This is a genomic window from Arenibacter hampyeongensis (assembly GCF_002909255.1).
GTDB lineage: Bacteria > Bacteroidota > Bacteroidia > Flavobacteriales > Flavobacteriaceae > Arenibacter > Arenibacter hampyeongensis.
Genome location: NZ_PIOB01000001.1, coordinates 41,921 through 65,786, shown reverse-complemented (window position 1 = coordinate 65,786; position 23,866 = coordinate 41,921). Strand labels below are relative to the sequence as shown.

Annotated in this window: 22 protein-coding genes; 7 read left to right on the top strand and 15 right to left on the bottom strand. The window is 35.9% G+C overall.

From position 1 onward, the window contains the following. Window positions 1–48 precede the first annotated feature (48 nt). Window positions 49–540: a hypothetical protein gene (locus CWD91_RS00260; RefSeq protein ID WP_103438958.1), complete on the bottom strand. Its 492-nt coding sequence runs from the start codon at window positions 538–540 to the stop codon at window positions 49–51. Between the two features lie 366 nt (window positions 541–906). Here CWD91_RS00260 and CWD91_RS00255 point away from each other — a divergent pair, with 366 nt between their 5' ends. Beyond that, complete coding sequence (locus CWD91_RS00255; protein WP_103438957.1) at window positions 907–1,494, top strand: thermonuclease family protein; 588 nt, start codon at window positions 907–909, stop codon at window positions 1,492–1,494. Between the two features lie 112 nt (window positions 1,495–1,606). Here CWD91_RS00255 and CWD91_RS00250 read toward each other — a convergent pair whose 3' ends face one another. The 9 genes from CWD91_RS00250 to CWD91_RS00210 form a co-directional block, all read right to left on the bottom strand. After that, window positions 1,607–2,692, bottom strand: a complete 1,086-nt coding sequence (locus tag CWD91_RS00250; RefSeq protein ID WP_103438956.1) for a PH domain-containing protein — start codon at window positions 2,690–2,692, stop codon at window positions 1,607–1,609. 18 nt (window positions 2,693–2,710) lie between these two features. After that, the gene (locus tag CWD91_RS00245) at window positions 2,711–3,457 is read right to left on the bottom strand and encodes an ion transporter (protein WP_103438955.1); all 747 of its coding nucleotides are present in this window, start codon (window positions 3,455–3,457) and stop codon (window positions 2,711–2,713) included. A gap of 75 nt (window positions 3,458–3,532) precedes the next feature. Next, window positions 3,533–4,444 (bottom strand): DUF5655 domain-containing protein, encoded by a 912-nt coding sequence (locus CWD91_RS00240; RefSeq protein WP_103438954.1) that lies wholly within the window; start codon window positions 4,442–4,444, stop codon window positions 3,533–3,535. A gap of 203 nt (window positions 4,445–4,647) precedes the next feature. Next, on the bottom strand, window positions 4,648–4,989 hold the full coding sequence (locus CWD91_RS00235) for a hypothetical protein (protein ID WP_103438953.1): 342 nt from the start codon (window positions 4,987–4,989) through the stop codon (window positions 4,648–4,650). Between the two features lie 165 nt (window positions 4,990–5,154). Next, a complete protein-coding gene (locus CWD91_RS00230) occupies window positions 5,155–6,090 on the bottom strand; it encodes an STING domain-containing protein (RefSeq protein ID WP_103438952.1) in 936 nt (311 codons plus the stop codon). Between the two features lie 4 nt (window positions 6,091–6,094). Beyond that, window positions 6,095–7,120, bottom strand: coding sequence for a hypothetical protein (locus CWD91_RS00225; RefSeq protein ID WP_103438951.1), 1,026 nt, complete (start codon window positions 7,118–7,120; stop codon window positions 6,095–6,097). Window positions 7,121–7,885: 765 nt separating this feature from the next. Next, window positions 7,886–9,106 carry a site-specific integrase gene (locus tag CWD91_RS00220; protein ID WP_103438950.1) on the bottom strand — a complete coding sequence of 407 codons (1,221 nt, stop codon included), beginning with the start codon at window positions 9,104–9,106 and terminating at the stop codon, window positions 7,886–7,888. Between the two features lie 605 nt (window positions 9,107–9,711). After that, a complete protein-coding gene (locus CWD91_RS00215; protein WP_103438949.1) occupies window positions 9,712–9,981 on the bottom strand; it encodes a type II toxin-antitoxin system RelE family toxin in 270 nt (89 codons plus the stop codon). Beyond that, window positions 9,978–10,229: a hypothetical protein gene (locus tag CWD91_RS00210; protein ID WP_103438948.1), complete on the bottom strand. Its 252-nt coding sequence runs from the start codon at window positions 10,227–10,229 to the stop codon at window positions 9,978–9,980. Before CWD91_RS00210 ends, CWD91_RS00215 begins: the two co-directional genes overlap by 4 nt. Window positions 10,230–10,886: 657 nt before the next feature. Between CWD91_RS00210 and CWD91_RS00205 the strand changes: the two genes are divergently transcribed. Then, window positions 10,887–11,216, top strand: coding sequence for a YegP family protein (locus CWD91_RS00205; protein ID WP_103438947.1), 330 nt, complete (start codon window positions 10,887–10,889; stop codon window positions 11,214–11,216). Between the two features lie 390 nt (window positions 11,217–11,606). Here the strand turns inward: CWD91_RS00205 and CWD91_RS00200 are convergent, their stop codons facing one another. Next, on the bottom strand, window positions 11,607–12,554 hold the full coding sequence (locus CWD91_RS00200; RefSeq protein WP_157943682.1) for a helix-turn-helix transcriptional regulator: 948 nt from the start codon (window positions 12,552–12,554) through the stop codon (window positions 11,607–11,609). Window positions 12,555–12,697: 143 nt separating this feature from the next. Between CWD91_RS00200 and CWD91_RS00195 the strand changes: the two genes are divergently transcribed. Further along, entirely contained in the window at window positions 12,698–13,408 is a 711-nt protein-coding gene (locus CWD91_RS00195; RefSeq protein ID WP_103438945.1) for a DUF975 family protein, read from the top strand. A 63-nt stretch (window positions 13,409–13,471) separates the two neighbouring features. Here the strand turns inward: CWD91_RS00195 and miaE are convergent, their stop codons facing one another. Beyond that, entirely contained in the window at window positions 13,472–14,053 is a 582-nt protein-coding gene (gene miaE, locus CWD91_RS00190; RefSeq protein WP_103438944.1) for a tRNA-(ms[2]io[6]A)-hydroxylase, read from the bottom strand. Window positions 14,054–14,251: 198 nt separating this feature from the next. On the opposite strand from miaE, the gene CWD91_RS00185 reads away from it, so the two are divergent. Beyond that, the gene (locus CWD91_RS00185) at window positions 14,252–14,764 is read left to right on the top strand and encodes a YfcE family phosphodiesterase (protein ID WP_103438943.1); all 513 of its coding nucleotides are present in this window, start codon (window positions 14,252–14,254) and stop codon (window positions 14,762–14,764) included. 266 nt (window positions 14,765–15,030) lie between these two features. On the opposite strand, the gene CWD91_RS00175 is transcribed toward CWD91_RS00185, so the two are convergent. Next, the gene (locus CWD91_RS00175; RefSeq protein ID WP_103438941.1) at window positions 15,031–17,412 is read right to left on the bottom strand and encodes an outer membrane beta-barrel family protein; all 2,382 of its coding nucleotides are present in this window, start codon (window positions 17,410–17,412) and stop codon (window positions 15,031–15,033) included. A 212-nt stretch (window positions 17,413–17,624) separates the two neighbouring features. Between CWD91_RS00175 and CWD91_RS00170 the strand changes: the two genes are divergently transcribed. The 3 genes from CWD91_RS00170 (at window position 17,625) to CWD91_RS00160 (ending at window position 20,579) form a co-directional block, all read left to right on the top strand. Then, window positions 17,625–18,641, top strand: coding sequence for a sensor histidine kinase (locus tag CWD91_RS00170; protein WP_239985592.1), 1,017 nt, complete (start codon window positions 17,625–17,627; stop codon window positions 18,639–18,641). Next, window positions 18,638–19,345 carry a LytR/AlgR family response regulator transcription factor gene (locus CWD91_RS00165; RefSeq protein WP_103438940.1) on the top strand — a complete coding sequence of 236 codons (708 nt, stop codon included), beginning with the start codon at window positions 18,638–18,640 and terminating at the stop codon, window positions 19,343–19,345. Before CWD91_RS00170 ends, CWD91_RS00165 begins: the two co-directional genes overlap by 4 nt. Before the next feature lie 196 nt (window positions 19,346–19,541). Further along, the gene (locus CWD91_RS00160; RefSeq protein WP_103438939.1) at window positions 19,542–20,579 is read left to right on the top strand and encodes a LacI family DNA-binding transcriptional regulator; all 1,038 of its coding nucleotides are present in this window, start codon (window positions 19,542–19,544) and stop codon (window positions 20,577–20,579) included. A gap of 63 nt (window positions 20,580–20,642) precedes the next feature. Here CWD91_RS00160 and CWD91_RS00155 read toward each other — a convergent pair whose 3' ends face one another. After that, complete coding sequence (locus CWD91_RS00155) at window positions 20,643–22,253, bottom strand: UxaA family hydrolase (RefSeq protein WP_103438938.1); 1,611 nt, start codon at window positions 22,251–22,253, stop codon at window positions 20,643–20,645. A 33-nt stretch (window positions 22,254–22,286) separates the two neighbouring features. Then, a complete protein-coding gene (locus tag CWD91_RS00150; protein ID WP_103438937.1) occupies window positions 22,287–23,732 on the bottom strand; it encodes a tagaturonate reductase in 1,446 nt (481 codons plus the stop codon). Window positions 23,733–23,866 lie beyond the last annotated feature (134 nt).

Sequence of the window (23,866 nt, the reverse complement as noted above, 5' to 3'; positions counted from 1 at the left end):
TGGTTTAGGCGGTTGGTAAGTTAGTTTTTGCATTTTTTATGTGGTTGATTATTGGTTTGTTAGTGTATTTAAAGTGGTGCACTGCGATTTTAAATGATAATTTTTAGGTTTTGAAGAAAGGTTACCTTTCTTCCAACTTATTTCTGTTATTTTATTTAGTACTTCTCTAGATTTTATAATAGGCCTTTGAGGGTTTTTGATCTGTATTTTTCGTGGATTTAATAATAGTGATTTGGTTTTTACAAATCGTTTTGAGTGGATAGCTATTCTTTGATCACCCACTGGTACATCAATTGTTTTTGATTGGAAAATACCAACAGCTCTAACAGGTATTGTATTTTGGTTTTCCAAGGGTGCCACCCTGATTAAAGTACTTTTGGGAATACGTTGGTTATTTACATATAGAAAAAGGCAATTTTCTATTTCTACATATAGCGATCTTAGTTGATTTTGATTATTGGAAAATGGAGTTGCGTCAATAACCTTTAGACGGCATCTATAGAAGCTGATTAAATTCCAATTTTGAAATATTATTTTCAATGCTATATTTTTTAAGCTTACAGTTTGAAATGTTAAATCATGGTAATGATACTAAATTATAAGTACTCTTTATAAGAAGTTTATAATTAATTATTGTTGCTCTATATATTGTTAATTGGTAATATTATGGAGTATGAAATAAGTCAAAATACTTGAGAGTGTATTGCGGTTTTCCGCAATCTGAGATATTCTTTGATGAATTGTTTATATTCCGAGAAATATTGTAAAAATTGGAATCGTTATACTACGGAAAGTCGCAAGGGATATCCATATTTTTTAGTTTTGTTTGTGAAATATGGACATTGAATTTATATCGAGTAACTTTGATATTTTATAAGTAAAATTTTGAAACAGTAGAATTGTTTTATGGGGAAGCTAATAAAGGAAATAGGTAAATACATTACTATAGTAATACTACTTGCACTTATTTCAAGTTGTAGGGATAATACACCAAAAAATGAAACACTATTAAGTGAGAACTTCAATTTGAAGAATCATGGAAAGGAAAATTTTGTTTCATTTTCTGAATCCGATTCCACCAAAATGAAGCATTTACAGGCCAAAATCATTAGAATATTGGATGGTGATACTGCAGAAATATTATATGGTCAATTGCCAATTAAACTGAGATTAGAACATATAGATTGTCCTGAAAAAAGAGGAAAACAACCGTTTGGGAATAGGGCTAAAATAGCACTTTCCGACTTATGTTTTGGCCAAATGGTAAGTGTTTCATCTGATGGTAAATTTGACCGCAACGGAAGATTAATCGGAGTTATTTTCAATAAGGACAGCTTAAATGTGAATAAAGAAATGGTGCGACTGGGTATGGCTTGGCACTTTAAAAAATATTCAGATGATATGAGCTATGACGCACTGGAAAGGGAAGCACGAGCGGCCAAAGTGGGTTTGTGGAGTGACCCCAATCCTATAGCGCCCTGGGATTATAGGTAGGTTATTTTTATGCAGTCAATACCTATGTTCATGATACCTTGGTGGACGTCAAAAACATGAAGAAGTCTTTAATAATTAGAAATTTACGCACTATTTTTATTTGCAGTTTTTTCTACCCTTCGTTCATTAGTCGCGCTAACATCATAGAGAAAATGTCCACATTCAAGCCAAATTGCAAAAATGGACTTTTTCCTGTTTCTTTTTGCAAATCCACCCCATCCTTAAACGGTTTAAAGGTTAGTATTTTGTTTATCGGGATTGTTTTGTTCCCTTTACTACCCATAAAAATAATTCGCTTGTTTGTTAAATAAAGTGTTCCTGAATCTATTGTTTTCCAAACATCCTCAGTAATGCGTTTCGCTTGAATACTACCAACTCTATAATAAATTCCTTTGGCAAGTTTAATTCGTGCTGTTGGGCCACCGTAATCCACACGTTTAGTAATTGTTCTTTGTTCCAGCCATTTTAATTGAGTTTGAAAGTGAAGGTTTTCAGATTTTTGTATGTTAATTGAAGGTACAATGGTTGGTAAATTACCGTTCTCAATTTGCCAATACAACTTAAATTTGTCTAATTGGGCTTGGGTTTTGTCGCTATGTTTAATATCAATATTGAGGTTTTTGGCAATTTCCTCCATCCTTCTTTCTTCCTTGACGCTCAACCTCTCGTCTGAAGTTGCCTCATCTATAAATTTTTGAAGTATAACTCTGGATTCCTTTTCTAAAATGGAGTCAGCCACATCATTTGAAATCAATAAGTTCTCTTTAATTTTTTCAAGATTTTCTATTTCATTCTTATCGAGTTGTCCATCCGCTACTGCCTTTTGAACTTCTTGATTAAAAATCCGCTGTGTTTTTGCGCTAAGTATATTTTTTATTTCCGAATCGCTTAAGTACAATAATTTGCTTAAATGACCAATTGATGCTATTTCATCTTCATCTAATGTTTGGTCAGTTAGGCAATAATCCAAGTATTTATGGAATAAGTCCAGTCTGAAAATCTTAAACTTTTTATTGAGATTGATTTTATATTTTTTTGTTATTTGCTCAATTTCCTCTAGCGAAATTTTGGTAAGGTTGTCTTGGTTTTTTGCAATCAAATTATTTATTTCAATTACTGCATTTTCTTTTGGTATCCTTTTAAGTAGTTTTTGGACTAAAGACGGTCTTTTGAGATCTTTTAAAATGAAATTGGCCATTATTTATTACTTTTTTTATTAATAATTATTTCGCACCTTTTCAATTTTCTCTTGTCTTTCTTCCTCCTCGATTTGTCTAGCTTTTGTGAGTGCTGTAGCAACAAGTCCAGCTGGCACTGTTACTATTCCTATGCCAATTATTAGAACAAAGAATGTGAATATTCTTCCGCCCGTGGTCATCGGCAACACATCACCATAACCTACAGTGGTAAGTGTTACGACCGCCCACCATAGGCTATGAAAAATTGAACTAAAAACTTCAGGTTGTTCCTCATTTTCAAGGAAATAGATTCCCGAGGCCGACAAGAATATTAAAATTGATGTTACCATAAAGAACAGGATTATTTCTTCTTTAACTATGCCTGCTGCAATGTGAAACCGTTTTAATGCTTTATTGTATCGAATCAATTTTAAGGCTCGAAATATTCTAAAAATACGGAAAGCTCGCAGCGCCCTTAAATCAATAGCAGCTCTCAAATAAAATGGTAAAATTGCTAGTAAATCAATTATACCATAAAAACTGAAAATGTATTTAAGCGGGTTTTTAGCAACAAAAATTCGTAACAAATACTCAGCAGAAAATATCACCACGCAGCTTATTTCAATTAGGTTGAGAATACGTATTGTATTTGCGCTGTTATTGGGGAGTGTCTCTACAGAGAAAGATATTAATGAGATAAGAATTAGAAACTGAATGAAATAATCAAATATTTTCCCACTCCTGGTGGTGTTATCGTCAATTAATGTTCTAATTTTTTCTATCATGGGCTTTAATGGGTTTAACATTTAGACTATATCATAACCCGAAGTTATTGCACTACAGTTCTTGTTGCAAATTCGTTATTTTTTATTCTTTTTAATCGATTGCTTCACCAAGCTTAAAATATATTCCAAGTCTTCGTCTGAATTAATCTGCAATTCATAATCACCATTTCCCCAATGACCTGTTGTTGAAACGTCTCTCATTAAATTCTTTGGGTCATCAAGTTCACCAATATTCAGATTCAACCATAATTTCAAAGCTTTTCGTTGTGGGTTAATATCAATTACATTGCGTCCTGAAACAAATGCGATATATTTCTTTTTAGGTTTTACTTCAATGTTGTCGAGATTCAGAATTGCACTTCTCAATTTTTCGTAAAGCTCCTTTATTTCTTCAGTTACATTATCCAAATGTTCTTGTTCTGAGTACACTTTAATTTCTTTGGTAACTGAATCAATTGTTTGGTCTGTTTTGGAAATTGTTTTTATACTTTCTTGTGCACCTGCTTTTTGAATTTGTTCGAATGACACGGTATTGTTTTCAAACCTTTTCACCTCCCAAAGTTCAATTGGCAAGTCCTTAAAATTTATCGCTTCACGCTGATAGTTTGTAAATGCAGGTGACACAAAAATAACTCGTGATTGTGACCAATCTACATCATTCCGTTTTAGTGTTTTGTCAAGATTTTCATTAAATTCCAAAATAAAGTCGGCTTTATTATTTAGCATTAAGGATAGGTAGGCATATCCTTGATCAATTACACTGTAATTTTTATCTCTTTTGTATTCAATTATTACAAAAGCATTTGCCTCCTTGTCAAAAGCAAGTGTATCAATTCGAAAATTGTTTAAGGCAAATTCAGATTTTACAAAGTCGAGTCCGAGAATTGTCTTTAGATTACTTTCTGTCATGTATTGAATTTCCTTTTCAAGTCGGAAAGGTTTTTCTTTTATATACTCTAATGATTTTTCTATTTTGAATAATGCCATTTATTTTTTAAGTTTTTTAGTGAATGCCAACTGTTTGTATGTTACTCATGAAATACGCTTAAAATGGGTTAATCCTTCTTTTCTTTTTTGTCTTTAATTTGGACGGATATGTCCTTCGAAAACCGGTAATAAACCTTTCACAAACCTTTGAGTGCAATATTGTTTTAGCAAAAATTCTATAAAGGTGTATTAAAGCCTATAAACTATTCATAAGGATCACCAACAGTTGCTGCAATTATACAAATAAGATGTAAAAATAGTCCTGGCACTAATAAGAAGGCATAGCCTATTACTACAAATACTAACCATAATAAACCAGAGCCCACATTTCCTTTATACATTTGTCCAGCCCCCGGTATAATAAAACTAAGAAGTGCTGCTATACCAGGACTCCATTTCTTAATTTTTGGTTGCAAGCGTTGCCGTTCAATTTCACGATTCTTTTTTAACTGAGGGTCTAGTATCTCACCACAGAATTTACATTTTATAGCCTCTTTTCTGATTTCTTCAGCACAAAATGGACATTTTTTAGTTTCATCAGTCATAGGTGATTGATTTTATTGACAACTTGTTTGTATATGAGCAGTGATGTGTCTCTACTCTAGCCTCTCCAGATAAAAACTAGCTTTGGAAAAGCCGTAGGATTTTCCAAGTGCGTACTGACCAAGCCATATCTTATAATGAGTTGGCAGTTGGGTTATTTTGAATTATCAATATTCATCTATAATCTCAACAGTAGCCTGAGCATAAGGACTTTCATCAATTTGCATTTGTAGAACCCTTCTAAAATTGTTTAGCTCTCTTTGTTCAACAACTTCTTGAAGTTTTGTTCTGCCCTTGTAACTTTTCCCCAAGATTAATTCGATAGCATCATCGATTCCTGTCAATGTAGTTGGCATATCATAAAGAACAGCTGTTGGTGCCTTAGTGGGGTCTAATTGGAACCAAGCTGGATGTTTTCTGAATTCGGTTTTTAAGGCGTTTTCTTCAAAACCATGTCTTTCATAGAACAAAGAAGCCTTCTCTTTAATCTTACCTTTTAAATCTTTTGGAATGACTATTTTTAATTTGAAGTCTGAATATTTTATATTATTTATGGTTAATGGTTCTGAATTTTTTGCTCCGTTCACTAATCCTTGTACAAAATTTTTAAAATATCCTATTGCCAAGGCTGTTGTAGGATATAAACTTAAATGCCCTAATCTATAATGTTCTTCTATTTTTGACTTAAATTCTTCACAACCAGCTTTTATCGTCTTTTTATCTTCACTTTTAAAACGTGGCATATAAATTCCACTAAAATCTGAGGGTAGTTTTATGCCGTCTTCAACTAATAAAAAAGATTTATGTCTTCCCATCGCTCCTAAAAAAAGTGCCATTTCTAAAATGACATTATCTCGAGGCTCTATTACGATTTTATCTTTAGTTAAAGTTAGATCATCAGCTGTGGCTACAAAAACTCCAAAATCGAAATGTGAAGCCATTTTTAATAAGCTGTCGAATGTGCTATTATTTGTCTCCCACATATTTGGATCTTGCCAGAGAAAACAATCACCTACACTCGAAAGATATCTCTTGACTTTTTTCGCAACCGGAATTCCTGCTCCAGAAGATCCAATAAAGATTTTAGGTTTTAAGTCAGTCATTTTATTAATATGTTAGAATTGCTTTTTTAATAATAGAACTACTTAATATTTCTCTTGCAGAGTCCTCAATAAGGGCATCTAAGTCTACTTTTAATTTTCTCAGCTCAGATACAACACCTTCATTTTCAAGTGGATTTTCCAATCCATTAGGACTTTTTATTCTTTTGCGATAAAAACCATCATTAATTAGCATCTGTAATTCTCCCGATATAGCCTGTGCTATTTTCAATTCTTCACCTGCTGAATAGTTAATTAGGTTATCATCAATAGCGTGCACTATAGAAGTTAACTGAAAACTAGATAATTTAATTTTAGGGTCTGAATCAGCTTTTAAGTTTTTCAGAAGCCTTATTCCTCTTCGCGAACCATCTTCCGTTCGGTCACCTTTATTATTGACGTTTGTGATTGTTGCAAAGGGGAAATCCTTTTTCTTTATTTTGGTAGGGAATTTGAATAAATAGACACCTTTATAAAATTTATTGTTAGTCTCCTTATATTTATCAGAGTGGAACCAAAAGCAAAAGACAATATCTACTTTTCTATTTAATGATTTATTAAAAATTGATATACTTTTTTCTCCTTTATCATCTACCTCGTCATATATGTTTTTTAATATTTTTAAAGCCTGTTGTCTAAGTTCAATTATATCGTCATTCGGATTGGACCTTATATAAGAGTTTGCAGGATCTGGATTTTCTGAATAGTAGTAGCCCTCTACAATTGTTAAAAGATCAAAATCGCTATGAACTTTAATGTTAGTTTTTGTCATAACAGACCCCTGATTTTCGTATGCTCTTTTGAAATGTAAATCAAATCCACTTTCCAAGTGCTTCTGCACTCTTGCGGCAGCGTCATAAGTTCGCGCATCATATTTTTGATCAATTGGTCGCATTGATTCCACTAAATACTTTACATTATCAGGAATATCTTTAGAACTAAAAGATTTAGAAATTAAAGATTCATTTAGTTCTCTGTCAAATTTTCTGTCTTGTAAATTCTGAAGTCGTCTGGAATAATTTAAATTGGCCATGAAATATTGATTTTAATGAATAATTAACAATTTTAAACCGTTTAAAATTTTTGACATTTTAACAATTTTCATTGTTTTTTTGCCTTACTGACAATGAAGGATATAGTAACTTGTATCTATACATCCATTCTTTTAGCAGATTTTTAGCGTGTCAAATTTCCAGAATTAGTTCTTATTTTCATTGCGGTTTTCCGTACCCCACTTAATTTTGTTCAGTAGCTTTCTACTGACTTTTTTAATTTTTTGGTTTCATTAAAATGTTTTGCAACTTTATACTATAATAACTTCCGACTATCTATTGAAGTAACCAAGACTTCATTATAACACATTAACATGTGTGTGAAGTCTTGTAATTCTATAAAATTTTCGCTGGTGTAAAGAGGGGGAATATTACAACCAAGTATTTGATTCTAACCTTCTAAGTTAGCAATTATTGGTTTTTGTATTTGCTTAATCGATAAAGATCGATAATATCTGTTGTATGGTATTTTTTGTTAGTTGAGAATGTGCATTCGACTTGTACAATTACGAGAATAAATTTGCTTTTTCATTGTTCCCCGACTACCTCCATTTTCATTTTTGCTCTATTTTCATGTTACATGAAAAAGCTAATTAATTGAAAATAGAATATGAGGACTAAAGCAATTACAAGAAAAGCATTTTACGATTTAATTTGGGAAAAAGGTCTGCCAATTGTAGCACAACAAATTAACATTAAATCACATAAAATGAAATAAATATGAGCTGAGAACTTATTCTGATTATTTACCTTGATGGTTGTAACAGCACTTCAAGTGCTTTGTCCACAATATCAGTATCCAGTTCTTTGAGATAAGCTTGGGTAACGCCTAGATTTTGGTGCCCCAAGGATTCGCTAATGACATCGGTAGCCACTCCTTTTTGTTTAAGGCAGTTAGCAAAACTATGCCGGGCCACATAACTGCTTACGTTTTTGGTGATATTGCATAATTTGGCCACTTCCTTTAGCTCTATATTGTAAATGCCCAACATTTTATGTTTCCGATCTGCAAGTTGGGTAGGGGTATAGTCTTCGCGAAACAACAGGGGAAATACATATTTGTTGCCATAGCCATGTATCCGATAATAATCCAATATTTTCTGAACAGGGGGCATAATGGCTATAGAGAAGTTTCCTTTGGTCTTCGCTCTGGTGTAATAGATGACATTAGCTTCAACATCTTTCCATTCCAAGCACATCATATCCGCAAAGTTCATTCCCCTGGTATAGAAGCTAAAAACAAAGTAATTTCTGGTATTGATTAAATGTGGGTGGTCAGACAAATCTAAATTGATAATACGGATGATCTCTTCATAATCCAATGCACGTTTAAAACCTTTGCCTCTTAGCCTTGATATTTTATAGGTTTTAAATGGATATAGATTTTCCTTGATTACACCACGCGCTATAGCTTTGTTAAACAACGCCCTTATGGCACGCATTTTTACACCGACGCCACCATCCGTGCCACCGCGGGAGCGAAGAAAGGCATCATACTTACTTAAAAAAGCAGAATTTACCTCTCTAAAATTTAGTTTCTTGATTTTATGAAAAATTTGAATTGAAGTTTTCGCATCTTTATAGGACTTCGCATTTCCGATACGTCCTGCAAACGTCATCTCCTCAATGATCTCATCAAAAAAGGCAAAAACATCATTACTAACAGGGTTGAAAGTAATTCTATATCGCTTATCGAAATCCTGCAAGGTATAGTCAGGATTTTCTACTTCAAGGTCAGTGGCAATCTTATAAGCGCGATCTTTAATTTTTACCAGCAATCTGTTATTTTGAAAATGATTATTTTTCTTTTTATTAAATGTGCCGGTGGAGGTTGTCCATTCTGAAATAGTTGAGCTAAACGGAGTTTTATAAAATTTCGATTGTCTATCTTTAGTAATTCGCAAAAAGATGGGATACAATCCATCAGTTAATTTTTTCTTCCGTTGAACAATCTTAATAGTTATCATTTGACTTGATTTGGGTACAACATAGGTACAACAAATGGGCTATTAAATGTAAAAATTATATTACCAAATACAAAACAATTTTTCATAAAATATTGATAATCAGACTATAAGAAGACAAATGACGTTACATGAAACCACCACTTTTGAGGCTGTTAATCAGAGGGTCCTTGGTTCGAGCCCAAGAGGGGCTTAATAATCAGGCAGTAACATGAAAATGTAGCTGCCTTTTTTAATTTTCAGCGTGCTTTTTTGAAACGGATTTTTTCAATTCTGTATGTATTTACTAAAAGGCGGGAAAGTGAGCGGTATTCTTTTCCTTAATTTGAAAGCAAGACAGGGTAGATTCCTCACAGAATCCAATTCATCGTTCATTAAGACTTTGACCGATTATAATTATCAATTAACGCTTCCGATACGAATTTGGCTTTTTCATCGTCTATACAATCAAAAGTAATTTTTTGGGTGGTTATATACTCTTTTAGCAGCTTTCTGACATCCTCAGCGGTCAGAAAACCATTATCCCTTAGGTTGCTCCTAAATCACTATATCAATGCGACGTAAAACCATCTTCTAATATGTCCTATATTTAAACTTTAAATAGAATATTACTTGGGAAAAACTTTATAAATTTCATTGCGTTTTAGAAACCTTGCTAATTCGACACAATCGGTTTCTTTATACAGTCCTAATCTATAATCGCCCATTCTTATTCGGTAAGCTATGGAGTAGCCCCTCATTTTTTTTACGCCAGTCATTTCTTCTAAACTTTGGGCAGCTTCAATTTCAAGAATCAATTTCTTTATTCTTGATTTTAGTCCCTTGTCCTTGACTTTCTTAATGTCAATAAGAAAACTCTTTAGGAAGATAACTTTCATTCGTCTAAGGCATTCATTACTTCTTCTCTACTCACTGTTTCAGTTCTATCTACTTGTTGCATTAGTAGGAGAAGTCCTAAATCTTCTTTTTCTTCATCCGAAAGAGCATTTAAGCGTTCTTTCTCCTTTTGTTCCACGAAAAATGATACTGCCTTTTCCATAAGAGCCTTTACGCTCATATTCTCGAATGCCGATAAGATTTTAAGTTTAGTCAAAATTGTTTCGTCAATGTCTATGTTTTTTTTCATGATCAATATTTTATTAAACAAATATACAATAAATATATTATGTATATAATATACACTTTTCTTGCTTTGAAATAGTCCGATATTTTGACAGGTCTTAAATGATTGGGATTCGTATCCTTTATCTATACTATTATGTTTTGAAATCAATTCAAGATACTGTTCTAATTCTTATATTGAATAATTTTCACAATCATCTTTAATACCATGATATAGGTTATTCTTTTTTAGAAGCGTAACAATTCTTTCAAATTATTTAAGGGAACCATTTATCCCAATTTTTGCCATTTAATAATCCTTAATTTGAACTTTATAGATAGATACTAAATTTTGCCTCACTCAAAAAACTCTTTAAAAAAGGGGCGATTTGTAAAGAGTTTGTCTCATTAATACCTTAGAAGACTTAAGCCCAAGAGGGAGCAAAAATGGAAATCCAACTTATGGAAATAGGTTGGATTTTTTTGTTTAGTGCATATTCTGTAGCATCAAAGGATTATGACCAATTGTTGTGTTTATGCAAAAATGGTCCGATGTCTTCTATAATATAAACTGAGTTTTTAATATGCTTTATAACAGATCTTATCGTGGAGGCTAGGTCATTTATTCAAATGACCGTCAAAAAAAATTATTATATTTAAGTCTTAATATTAAATATTACTAATGGGAAAATTTGAAATTAAAAAGGACAAATCCGGACAGTTTAGGTTTAATCTAAAGGCATCCAATGGACAGATCATTTTGGGAAGTGAGGCGTATACCACCAAAGTTGCTTGTGATAATGGGATATCATCCGTAAGAAAAAATTCGCAAGATGATGGAAGATATGATCGCAATACGGCTAAGGATGGCAGCCCTTACTTTAACCTAAAGGCATCCAATGGTCAAGTAATCGGCAAAAGCGAAATGTATTCAAGTTCAACGGCCATGGAAAATGGTATTGCTTCGGTTAAGAAAAACGCACCTGAGGCTTCAGTTGAGGATATCTCATAAAGGTTTCTTTTGCAATAACACTCTACGTGACATTTATCTGAAAAGGCAGTCATAAAGACTGTCTTTTTTTAGTTTTTACCGTTTGGAGCGAGAAGTTTACCCTGAGCGGAGTCGAAGGGAGCTCAAGAAGGGTCTGGCAAAAGAGAAATCCAACTTATGCAAATAGGTTGGATTTTTTATTTTGTACAGGCTTATACCATAGTAGGTTAAAAAGTGCAATGCCAAAAAAAGTAGTTACCTGAACCAAAATTTTTTACAAATTGAATATTACTAGCTCAAAGCCCTGACCTGTATCATGAATCTTTAGCTTTTTGGATTTATTCTGGAGTAACTTTTATCATACTATTTTCTTTAACCATTTCAGGAAAATGGTTTTAATGAATCTCAACGCTAGTCATTCATCATTTGAACCAATTTCATTCGACTTTTTATACCTATTTTGGTATAAATCCGATGTGTATGGTCTTTTACGGTCTGTAGGCTAATGAACAATTCGTCCGCTATTTGTTGGTTGGTCTTACCTAGGCAGATTTGCTCAATAACTTCTTTTTCGCGCTTCGAAATTTCATATTTGTTATAAATTAATTCCTTTTTCTCTTGATTCGGGTTTTCGGAATGCAAAGGTGCAAATACCAAATGGGAATAGAGTTTTAGATAAAACAAGGGTACCAAATTTGAAATGAAATACACCAATATCAATGGGGCAACGATCCATGGGCTGGAAAAGGCAAAGGGCAATACCGCCAGTCTTAATACAAGGGCCAAAAGCATCAATATCATGAAGCGGATCAATATTTTTTTATCAGCTCGTTTCTGTCTTTTTGAATAGTGCCGGACAATCCCAGCAAATATGAGCATATAACCAAGTTCCAAACCAACAAAAATTCCCATTTCAGTATAAATGAGATTTTCTGTAATGAAAGCTAGAAAGTTATCAGTTAAAAAGAAAATTCCAGACACGACAACGAATACTATTGCCAAAAAAATCAGATAGATACGAATCGCTCTGTTCTTTGACTTCACGTCAATCAGCGAAAACCCCATTTTTACCAACATGAACCAAGAAATAAGCAAAAAGGGCACACCAAGTACCGGTAAAAAATTGGTTACCGTTTCAACGGTATTACCATCAACCTCAATTGAAGTGAGTATAACCCTCATAATGATCGGTGCCCAAATGCCATAAAAAGCAAATGAAAAAAAAGTGACCAAAAAATAAAAGTAGTTGCGATGAAATTCAGTATTGTAAGTGGTGATGAATTGGTGGCCCACTAATATACATGCCGATGCTGTAGCGGCACAAAATACAAATACGACTATGAAGATTAAACTGAGCAAGTTTTTGTTTGTTATAGGTTAAAAGTATAAAAATGTAGGTAATACCTACCCCTACCTTAGTAGTGATTTAAAATTCACTACTTAAGTTGGAATGTATTTTAATAGGACACACTTAAATTTGTGTGAATATAAATTTCAAGCTCATGGAAATAATAAAAGAAGAAAGAAGACCCGAAGCTACCATTTCTGGATCTTATGCTTATGGCTGGCAGCAAATGTGGAAACACTTTTTGTATTTATTTTTAGTGATGATCATTGTGGGTATTGCTGAATCTCCGGCTTCCATTGTTCGGGATTCCGATGCCGATAATTCCCCGGGAATGATAATTTTACAGATTTTGGGCGCCGCCTATTGGTTGTTTTTCTTTTCCGTGGTCAAATATGGGGGCAATTTAATGTACCTACGTGCCATTCGAAATCAAAAATTTGAAATCAGTGAGATGTTCGATGGCTTTAGAAAGAATTACATCAATATCATCCTTGCTAATTTACTCACCTTGGCCATAGTAGGATTAGGGTTTGTTTTTCTAATTGTACCCGGTATTATTCTGGCCTGTAGGTTGGCATTCGTTTCCTACCTGGTTATGGATAAAAATATGGAACCCATTGCTGCTGTTGAAAAAAGCTGGGAAATGACCAAGGGGCACGGTTGGCAGATTTTTGGAATGGGATTGCTCGTAATTCCTATAGTAATTGGTGGACTCATCTGTTTTATTGTTGGTATTGTATTCTCCATTATATGGATTTGCGCTGCTTTTGCCTCAATGTACCATGCGGTTGACCTTGAGGAAAATAAACAATTGAATGATGAATTTGTCGATGAGAAAAAGCCTACCCAACCAGAAGGGAAATAAAAAGAAATAGAGGAAAGTAGTTAAAAGCTATGAATTAGTAAATTTTGAAGCGCAACATTCGTTTTATCCGTGTATTGTTTCTTCTTTTCCGTAGTTTTTTATCACTTCAGCTTCAAATTCAACAAGCTCTTGCCAGCGTTGGTCTACATCAATATTCTGGCCGTATTTGCGGGCAAATCCAATAAAAGTGGTGTAATGGCCTGCTTCGCTAATCATTAAATCGTGATAGAATTTAGAAAGTTCAGGGTCTTTTATTTCTTTTGAAAGTAGTTTAAAACGTTCACAGCTTCTCGCTTCGATCATAGCGGAAAATAAGAGTCTATCTACCATCGATTTAAGCCTGCTGCCACCTTTATTCATAAACTTATAAAGCTCGTTAACATAGCTGTCCTTACGCTCTCTGCCTAAGGTGTAACCGCGCTTTTTAATGATATCATGTACCATTTGAAAATGTTGTAATTCTTCTTGGGCCAAAAGGAGTAAATCGGTAACTAAATCAGGGTATTCAGAATTAAGTGTAATAATAGTGATCGCATTGGTAGCGGCCTTTTGTTCACACCACGCATGGTCTGTTAGTATTTCTTCTATGTTTTTTTCAACAATATTGACCCAACGTGGGTCTGTTGCCAATTTTAAATGGAGCATGGGTTAATGTTTTTGTAAAAATAGGAATAAGCAGCTAAAGAAATCATTTAACCTAAACTCTTTACAAAATGTACTTTTTTGGAAAGAGTTAATGGTGTTACAGAATTTTTATTATCTTCTTTGAAAGATTGAATAAAAGATAGATCAATAGCCGAGTTGCTTCTTTAAGGGCATTTAAGCTAATAATAGAAACCGCAAATGAAAATCGCCATAATTTCCGATATCCACGACAACGTCTGGAACCTGCAAAAAGCCTTGGCCATGCCGGAGCTACAGGCTACAGAGGCGATGCTGTTCTGTGGTGACCTTTGTTCGCCTTTTGTCATACATTTATTGGGGCGTGCGTATTCCAGACCGGTTCATATTGTATTTGGCAATAACGATGGGGATGTATCGGCTATCATAGGGAACTCAAAGAAATATTCGAATATTCACATTCATGGAGAATATTTTAGAAGTCTCTTAGGTGGGCGTTCTTTCGCCATGAATCACTACCCGGATAAGGCTAGGGAAATTGCGGAGAATGGAGGGTTCGACATTGTGTGCTATGGACATAATCATATGGTGGTGAACGATGAAATGGTTGGGGACACCCTTCTGATCAACCCAGGGGCCATCATGGGGTATCATGGAGGAAAGCTAGCTGATATTCCGGCAACTTATTTGGTATTGGATACCGACCTACCAAAGGCGGTAGTTCATCAAATATGAACGGAGGTTACCTTAGCAATTCTTTAATAAAGTTCCAATAAACGATTTGTCTTTTCATTGGGCCGATGATGGAAAATATTTTTCTCCAAAACATGAAAATATAACAGACATTCCAATGGCTCTTGGTCTTTATCGTCTACATTTGGAGGATGGGAACATTGCCTATGAAATTCAGGGTTGGGGTATATCTATGATCCGTAAAAAAAGAGTTACTTACCTTGTTCGATTTGAAATGAAGTAATTCCAAGGCCCAAAATCAACCCATTCTATCTCCTACGCTGTCCAGAATATTGCATGGCTTCTCCCTTTCCAAATCCATAGCTAAAACCAAAAGCTATAAACCTTCCCCGTTGACGGCGATTGTAGACTTCGTAACCGGCTTGGGCAATTTGGCTCTCATCTACCCTGGAGGCGAATACGTCCCTTATGCTTAGGTTTAGTACTGCTTTGCCTTTAAGCATACTCTTTCTAATTCCCAAATCCAAAAAGAGATTGTCGCTTACCGTGCTCTGTACGGTTTGGTAACTGGATTGGTAGTTGCCGGTCATCTCCAAATCGATATCCGCCGGAAATTTGAATTTGGCCATTAATTTGGAGGACCATTGGTCGCTGCCAAAATCAAAAACGGTGGTTTCGTAGATACCATCCCTTTTAAATTGATTGTAATTAAGGTCACTATTAAAGGTAAGCCATTTGGCCGGACTGTATTTGGCGTTGAACTCTACGCCTGTTGCCTTGTTGACCCCGATATTTTCGGGTCTAAAGGTGCTGACATTGTTCTCGAAGGTAGTTATACGCTCTATTACGTCTGTGGTATAGCGATGATACACCCCAAAATTTATACTTGCCGGACCTAAAATGTATATACTGGTAATTTCATAAGAATCGGTAAATTCGGGCTGTAGTTCAGGGTTACCTTGGCGTACGCTATAATTGTTTCGGATATTGAAAAAGGGGTTTAGATCCCACATTCTTGGTCTATATATTCGCTTAGAGTACCCGGCCTGTAGGGATACTTTGTCACTAAATTTGTAGGAAGTATGAAGACTTGGAAAAAAATTGGAATAGTTTTGATCATTGGCGGCACTTGTAGTAATCAAAAATGTGTTCTGATCGGTCTGTTCCAAGCGTAATCCTCCTTTAATGCCCCATTTTTTTCCTTCGTACGAGCCAGTACCATATAGTCCAAGAACCTTTTGGTCAAATTCAAAAACATTGGTCAAACCTGCGTCATTGATAAATGATCCGTTTACAAAATTATTTACTTCGTAATCATTGCTTACATCGTTAAAGACATATTGGGCCCCTGTTTCTATGGTCCATTCCTCCGTTAGTGGATTGGTATAATCCAGTTTGAATGTAAATATAGCCTCTTTGAAATCGGTTCGAGTCTGTTGTCTGCTGTCTTTATCCTCTCCGGCAATAGTGTTGTTCAAGAATTCCGAGGATTGGTCTTTACCAAAGAAATTTCCCAAACCACTAAAAAGTAAGGTATGTTCCTCATTATTTTTAAATTCCTTTTTGTACTGCAATTCATACTGAAATTTGGGATTTTTTGCATCAGTAACTTCGTTGCGTTCCCATTCCGAGCTAATGGCATTGTTGGAGTCTAGGGACACAAAACTGGTGTTGGAGGGTTGCTCCTCTATTTCCATGGCAAAGTTGCCAGAGAGGGTTAGTACGTTGTTATCATTAATGTGATAGTCTGTTCCCAGTACAATATTATAATAGGTTTCATTGCGGTACTCGGTACCGTTGCTAAGAATGGTGGTGTTGTTTTCCAAATCTACGTTTCGGGTTTCAATATCGTTGGGCATATCGCGAAGACCTATTCCTAGTTGAGTGAAAAGGTTGAAATTTTCTGTTCGTCTATTTAGACTTACTCCCACACTATGGCTATCGGGTGCCCCTGTATTCACGGAGATGGAGCCATTGAGTCCTTTGCGCTCCTCTTTTTTAAGAACAATATTGATTATACCGGAAGTCCCTTCGGCATCGTATTTTGCGGAAGGGTTGGTCATTACCTCGATCCTGTCTATCATATCAGCAGTTATAGTACCAAGGGCGTTGCCCTCCTCACTTGCAATTATGGATGGTTTTCCATTGATGAGTATCTGTACGCCCTGACTGCCACGCAGGCTTATCCTTCCCTCAATGTTAACGTTAACGGATGGCACGTTATTTAAAACCTCCAAGGCACTTGCCCCAGTAGTACTGAGGTCTTTGCCCACATTGAATACGCGTTTGTCCAACCTAAATTCGGTACGGGAAACTTCGCCTTGCACCACTACTTCCTGTAACTGTTCCGCATCTTCCGAAAGGGTCACGGTACCTAAATTTATAGTTTTACCGGGGGTAGGGGGTGATCCAAAGGTTTTGGTTTTGAAGCCTAGAAAACTCACTTCAATATAAAAATCGGAGGCGTTGGTTTCCAACGAAAAACTACCGTCCTCCAATGTAGTAGTGCCTTCAATTGGCTTTTTGGTCTCGTTGTCTGCAATCATTACGGTGGCAAAGGAAATAGGCTGCCCGGTGGATTCCTCCACTACGGTTCCCTTTATAGTTAGGGTAACATTCTGTGCCATGACATTGGTGCTGAATAGAATTAGCGAACCGACAATCAACACTTGTACCAATATTTTTTTCATGACTTCCTTTATTACGTTAAATAGGAACTTTAGGAATAACAAAGATTCATTTTTTTATCGAGAAGGGATGGGTATTTTCTGTGAACGACAAAAGTATTCCAATGAACGACAGCCTGTAGTTTTTTTGTAGAGCATACGCTGTTTGGGGGTTTAATTTTGCCGTTGGCGTACCGCAATTTTTTGAAACGGGGGCAATAGCTTAGATTTGGAGTATGAAAAAAGCCATGATTTCCAGAGAGGAACTGTTCTTTCAAGTCGTGCTCCATATCTTGGTGCTGCTTTTCTATTCTTTCGACAAGAACAATCCGGGGATTACGGTCGCCCAACTGGTTTTCTTTTTGGTCTATACCATTTTTGCCGCTTTTATCACCTACTTTCTAATGCCCAGATTTTTATACCGTAAGAAATATTGGCAATTTTTGGGAATGGTCGTTTTGGTGTTGTTTGGTGTAATTTGGGCCGAAGAACTTTTGGAACTGGTTTTTTATCCAGGAACCAAAAGAGCAAGAATTGTTCCTGGGATCTATTATGCCATCTTCGATGTTTTGCCGGTAATTGGAATTTTGTCGGGATTTAAGTTTGCTTGGGATGCGATAAGTTCTCAGAGTGAAGTGGAAAAATTAAAAATGTCGGCTCAGGAAAATGAACTGCAATTTTTAAAATCGCAGATCAACCCCCATTTTTTGTTTAACAACCTGAACAACCTTTACTCATATGCCATTGATAATTCCCCTAAAACGCCTACCATCATTTTAGAACTATCCTCGGTATTGCGCTATATGCTATATGACTGTAAGGAAAAATATGTTCCCTTGTCCAAGGAAATAGAGCACCTGAAAAACTATACACAATTAAGTGAACTGCAAATTGAAAATCGGGGAAACGTAGATTTTAAAACGGATATTATAGGGTCCGGATACCGTATTGCACCATTAATTTTGACCGTGTTCGTGGAAAATGCATTTAAGCATAGTACAGCTAGTCAATCGGAGGATATTTTTATTAGTGTAGATATCAAAGTATCGGAAAATGGCCTATTGCAATTTGAATGCGCCAACTCTTTTCGGCGTGAAACCAATACGGATGATCTTTCCCATGGGATAGGTCTTCAGAACGTTAAAAAACGTCTTGGACTTATCTATCCTGGAGCCCATAGTTTATCAATTGAAGAAACTGATACCACGTATTCCGTTAGGTTGAACATTGATCTTAATCAGGAAAGGACATGATCCGTTGCATCATTATCGAGGACCAGCCACCAGCTCAGCGAGTACTACAAAAGTATATAGGTGAGATGAAAAGTTTGGAACTTAAGGCTACTTTCGCGGATGCCCTCAAGGCCATGGATTATTTAAAAACCGAAGAGGTGGACCTTATTTTTTTGGATATCCATTTACCAAAGATTTCGGGGATGGATTTTTTAAAGGCTCTGACCAAGAAACCTCATGTGATATTAACAACGGCCTTTTCAGAATACGCGCTGGAAAGTTATGAATACCATGTGTTGGATTATTTGTTAAAGCCATTTTCTTTTGAACGATTTGTAATGGCCGTTTCCAAAATTCCGTCGCCTAATTTACAAAGGTCTTCCATAGAAATGGAGTTCGAAAGGAAGACTGTTCCAGAGGTTATTTTTATTAAGTCGGGCTACGAGCATCTTAAAATTGCTCTTGCGGATATTTTTTATATCCAATCCGAAGCGGACTACACCGAAATTTATACTACTGAAAAAAAACATTTAACCTCCCTTTCCTTAAGACATTGGCTGCAGACCTTGCCGACAGATCAATTTACTCAGGTACATAAATCCTATATTGTGAATACGCTACAAATCGAAAAAGTATCGGGTAACCGTATCTTTTTTGACCAAGAAACAAATGTGCCTATTGGGCGGGCTTTCAAGGAAGATTTTGTAGAAAAGTATTTGAAGTAAAGGGGAATAATACTTTCATTTGTGGATGGACAATACCTTCCAAGATCCGGCAAGCCAATCGTTTTCGAATTATTATTCCATATTAATATGCAATCGATTACAATTGTATGGATAAAATAGTATACTTGCAAAGAATAGATCTAAGTATGCCATTTGCACAGTGGCTAACTGATATAAAAACCAAGTGATATAATTAATGAAAAAGAAAACGACCATATATGACATAGCGGCAAAACTTGGTCTTACTGCTGCAACCGTCTCTAGGGCACTAAACAACAATACTAAAATAAGTTTAAATACGCGCAAGCTTGTTCTGGAGACTGCCTTGGAAATGAATTATGAGCAGAACAAGTTGGCATTGGCACTAAAAAGCGGCAAGAGTTTTAATGTAGGCGTCATTGTGCCTAGAATAGATAGTAATTTCTTTTCATCGGTTATACGTGGCATTGAAGAAGAATTGTATCCCATGGGTTACCACGTAATAATCTGCCAGACCCACAACCAGGAAAATATAGAAAATGAAAAAATAAATTCGCTTGTAAATGTACAGGTGGATGGCATTTTAATGTCTATTTCCAATGCCAATCTGGAGGAAAATAAAGGGTTTAATAAACTTCTAAAAAATAAAAAAACGCCATTGGTTTTTTTTGATAGGAAGAAGGATATAAAAGGTATCAGTTCTGTAACCATAGATGATTTTAAAGGTGGTTACGACGCTACCAAACATTTGTTGGACCAAGGTTGCAAGCGTATAGCACATTTGTCCAACGATCGTAATTTTGAAATATTTAGGAATAGATACTTGGGTTATAAGCAGGCCTTGTCCGATAATGGAATTGAATTTGACGAAAGATTGGTCATTGAAACACAGAGTAGCGTTCTAGATGGAAGAAGAGCCGCGCGGTTACTATTGGATATGGAAACACCGCCAGACGCTATATTCTCTTCCAGCGATTTCGCTGCTTTGGGAGCTATTCAGGAAATAAAGGAAAGTGGATTTAAAATTCCAGAGGATATTTGCGTGGTAGGTTTTTCCAATGAACCCTTTACCAGATTTATGGAACTTACGACTATTTCGACTGTTGATCAATTTCCCCTGGAAATGGGAAGAACAGCCGCTCAGGTTTTTTTGGAGGAAGTAAGCAATACTGAGGACACTAAAATAACCAAAAACGTGGTGTTGACACCCCAACTGATTATTAGAAAATCTTCATTAAAACATAAGGAAGCTTAAAGGAATTATCTCAATTCTTCAACCTTCCATTATTTAATAATTAAGGTAAATGGATAACAAATATTACAAAGACACCCCTCTACGCCAAGGAATGAAATCATTTTGATTTAACAATTTGGCCTTGGTCTGAATTTTTCCACTGGCTACCTGGATTATAAAGTCCAACATTTCTCCTGCCATTTCCTCGATCGTTTTTTCACCACGTATTACCGCTCCGGTTTCAATATCAATAATATCGGGCATTCTTTCCATTAGTTCCGTATTGGAAGATACTTTTATAATTGGAGCAATAGGATTTCCTGTTGGGGTACCCAATCCTGTAGTAAACAGTACAACGTTGGCTCCCGAACCTACCATGGCCGTAGTACTTTCCACATCGTTTCCAGGAGTACATAATAAATTAAGTCCGGGTTTGGTAATGTATTCCCCATAATCCAGAACATCTTGAATAGGAGAGGTACCTCCTTTTTTCGCAGCTCCTGCAGATTTCATGGCATCGGTAATTAAGCCGTCTTTAATATTTCCTGGCGAAGGGTTCATGTCAAAACCAGAACCGGCATCAACAACCGACTTTTCATAGGCTTTCATTAACTTTAAAAACTTTTGGCCCTTATCGTCTTCAACACATCTGTTCACCAATTCCTGTTCTACACCACATAGTTCCGGAAATTCGGATAGTATGGCCGTACCATTCAAGGCTGCCAATAAATCTGAAACGGCACCTAAAGTGGGATTGGCCGATATTCCTGAAAATCCATCCGATCCCCCACATTCCAGACCAACCCGTAATTTGGACAATGGAGCGGGTCTGCGTTCAGCATTATTAGCTTTTTTAATAGCTGCAAAGGACTCCTTGACAATGGCCGATAACATCTCATCCACTGTTCCCATTTGTTGTTGCTCAAAAATAAGAACTGGTTTGTTTAGGTTGGGATTAATGGATTTCAAGGCCTCCTTAAAAACACTTATTTGGAGGTTTTGGCAACCCAAACTCAATACGGTGGCTCCTGCAACATTGGGGTTGTTAACATAGCCCGCCAATAATTTGGCCAAACTTTCTGAATCTTGTCTTATACCGCCACAGCCCCCTGGGTGGGTTATAAACTTTACATCAATATTGTCAAATACATTAGTGGAATTGTTTTCAACCGAAGCTTCTTCCGCAGTATTGTTCACCAAAGACCTAAGTAACATTTGGTGCGGGTTTACTTTATGTTTTAAAAGCTCCTTTTCAAAAACTTCCTTTAAGATTTCGATATTCCTGTTTTCACAAAAAACCAAGGGGAAAAACAGCCATACGTTTTCGGTACCTACCTGTCCGTCCTCCCGATGGTATCCTAAGAATGTTCGGTCCTTCCACTTCTCCACATTAGGGGCGGTCCAACCTATGGTTTCGGTTTTTCCAAAAACTTTTTCGCTTTGGTGCTTAACATTTTCCGTAGTTAAAACATCTCCTTTTTCTATGACGCCATTGGCGCTTCCCACGAGAACACTGTACATGATAATGCGATCTCCGGATTCAAATTTGTGCAAGGCAATTTTATGCTTGGATTTGATATCGGATATCACTGTAATTTCCTCACCTTCAAATGAAATTACTTCCCCTGCCTTTAAATTAACCAAAGCAACGGCAACGTTGTCCGATGAATTTACCTTTATGATTTTACTTTTCATTTTATCTACCTCTAATTTTTTTTACTCTAAGGCTTAAAACCTTTTACTGTAATTGGCAAACCCTGCTTCAATGCCATTCGCTTCAATTTCTTCCAAAGCTAGGGCAACTGCCTCGGTGAGGTTTTTATCCTGGGTTAAATCCTCCCCCCAATATGATGTATTGCTCAAGGTTTTTGTAGCGATTTCCATATAATTATTGGATTTCCAGATTTGGGCAAATGCCTCCACTATTTCATCACTATCATTTACTGGTAAATTTTCTCCCTTCCAAGTTCCTTTATAAAAACGTATTAGGGCAGCAAAGGAGAAGGTTAAATTGGTAGGTATCTTTTTATGGATGTCTATGTATTCCAATAAGCTTGGCAATACCCTCACTTTAAATTTTGAAATTGAATTTAATGCGATACTGGATAAGTTATGAATAATAAACGGATTCCTAAATCGGTCCAAAACCTCTTCCGCAAAGCTGTCGAGTTCTTCCTTGCCCATTGGAAGTGTGTGGTTTATTTCATTAAAAATGGCATTGTTTACAAATTTGCCGGTAAAGTCGTTGTCTACGGTTTGCTTTACCGTGGTGTTTCCATATAAAATGGAAAATGGCACCATGGAGGTATGCGCACCGTTCAATATTCGGACCTTCCTAGTTCTATAGGGCTGCATATCCTTTACAATCTTAACATCAAGATCCGTTTTATGAAAGGGAAGTTTTTCCTTAAGTTTTTCATCACCTTCAATGACCCAAAGTAAGAATGTTTCTGCAGCTACTATTAAATTGTCCTTATAGGAGAGTTGGGCATTGTATTCCGCAATTTCGTCTTTCGGATATCCGGGAACTATACGATCTACCAGGGTGTTGTGAAATGAGGAGTGTGCGGTAAGCCAATTTTTGAAGTCTTCGCCCAGTTTCCAGTCATCGGAATATTTTAATATTATTTCCTTTAGTGTGTCCGAATTATGATTTATCAGCTCACAGGGAATTATGGTTAGGCCTTTTTTGGCCTCACCTTTGAAATGTTTAAAGCGTTCATACAATAGCACCGTTAATTTAGCCGGAAATGAACTTGGTGGCTGCATATCCAATGTGTCCGTGGCAACATAGGCAATGCCGGCTTCCGTAGTATTGGAAATAATAAACTGAAGTTCCTCTTCCTTGGCCAAACTCAAGTAGTCCTTGTAATTGCTGTAAGGGTCAATTCCTTTTACAATATTGGTAATAAGCTCTTTATGCTGAATTTCCTTGCCTTTCTGAATTCCTTTCAAAAACAGGGTGTAAAGTCCGTCTTGCTCATTAAGCATTTTTATCAAACCTCTTTCAATAGGTTGGACCACCGCAATGCCGGCACCAAAATTAGCTTCCTGATTTAATTTTTGGAAAGCATAATCCACAAATGCCCTTAAAAAGTTTCCTTCTCCAAATTGTAGGATCTTGATTGGTGAGGTCGACTCTAAATTGGTGTTTTTTCTGTTTAATGGTTGCATATTACTTTTTTATAATGTTATTATGGCGTGAACGGATTTTCTCCTAAGGGATATATCTAAATGCTTTTATGGTCATTCCAATGCAATAATGTAATCGATTGCACAAATGTAGTATAAATTATTCTATATCCAAT

Bases quoted from the DNA above. Each gene is read 5' to 3' on its own strand.
- CWD91_RS00255 (WP_103438957.1), top strand. From the start codon at position 907: ATGGGGAAGCTAATAAAGGAAATAGGTAAATACATTACTATAGTAATA.
- CWD91_RS00210 (WP_103438948.1), bottom strand. From the start codon at position 10,229: ATGAAAAAAAACATAGACATTGACGAAACAATTTTGACTAAACTTAAA.
- CWD91_RS00245 (WP_103438955.1), bottom strand. From the start codon at position 3,457: ATGATAGAAAAAATTAGAACATTAATTGACGATAACACCACCAGGAGT.
- CWD91_RS00230 (WP_103438952.1), bottom strand. From the start codon at position 6,090: ATGACTGACTTAAAACCTAAAATCTTTATTGGATCTTCTGGAGCAGGA.
- CWD91_RS00165 (WP_103438940.1), top strand. From the start codon at position 18,638: ATGATCCGTTGCATCATTATCGAGGACCAGCCACCAGCTCAGCGAGTA.
- CWD91_RS00160 (WP_103438939.1), top strand. From the start codon at position 19,542: ATGAAAAAGAAAACGACCATATATGACATAGCGGCAAAACTTGGTCTT.
- CWD91_RS00225 (WP_103438951.1), bottom strand. From the start codon at position 7,120: ATGGCCAATTTAAATTATTCCAGACGACTTCAGAATTTACAAGACAGA.
- CWD91_RS00175 (WP_103438941.1), bottom strand. From the start codon at position 17,412: ATGAAAAAAATATTGGTACAAGTGTTGATTGTCGGTTCGCTAATTCTA.
- CWD91_RS00205 (WP_103438947.1), top strand. From the start codon at position 10,887: ATGGGAAAATTTGAAATTAAAAAGGACAAATCCGGACAGTTTAGGTTT.
- CWD91_RS00220 (WP_103438950.1), bottom strand. From the start codon at position 9,106: ATGATAACTATTAAGATTGTTCAACGGAAGAAAAAATTAACTGATGGA.
- CWD91_RS00195 (WP_103438945.1), top strand. From the start codon at position 12,698: ATGGAAATAATAAAAGAAGAAAGAAGACCCGAAGCTACCATTTCTGGA.
- miaE (WP_103438944.1), bottom strand. From the start codon at position 14,053: ATGCTCCATTTAAAATTGGCAACAGACCCACGTTGGGTCAATATTGTT.
- CWD91_RS00215 (WP_103438949.1), bottom strand. From the start codon at position 9,981: ATGAAAGTTATCTTCCTAAAGAGTTTTCTTATTGACATTAAGAAAGTC.
- CWD91_RS00150 (WP_103438937.1), bottom strand. From the start codon at position 23,732: ATGCAACCATTAAACAGAAAAAACACCAATTTAGAGTCGACCTCACCA.
- CWD91_RS00240 (WP_103438954.1), bottom strand. From the start codon at position 4,444: ATGGCATTATTCAAAATAGAAAAATCATTAGAGTATATAAAAGAAAAA.
- CWD91_RS00155 (WP_103438938.1), bottom strand. From the start codon at position 22,253: ATGAAAAGTAAAATCATAAAGGTAAATTCATCGGACAACGTTGCCGTT.
- CWD91_RS00250 (WP_103438956.1), bottom strand. From the start codon at position 2,692: ATGGCCAATTTCATTTTAAAAGATCTCAAAAGACCGTCTTTAGTCCAA.
- CWD91_RS00235 (WP_103438953.1), bottom strand. From the start codon at position 4,989: ATGACTGATGAAACTAAAAAATGTCCATTTTGTGCTGAAGAAATCAGA.
- CWD91_RS00170 (WP_239985592.1), top strand. From the start codon at position 17,625: ATGAAAAAAGCCATGATTTCCAGAGAGGAACTGTTCTTTCAAGTCGTG.
- CWD91_RS00185 (WP_103438943.1), top strand. From the start codon at position 14,252: ATGAAAATCGCCATAATTTCCGATATCCACGACAACGTCTGGAACCTG.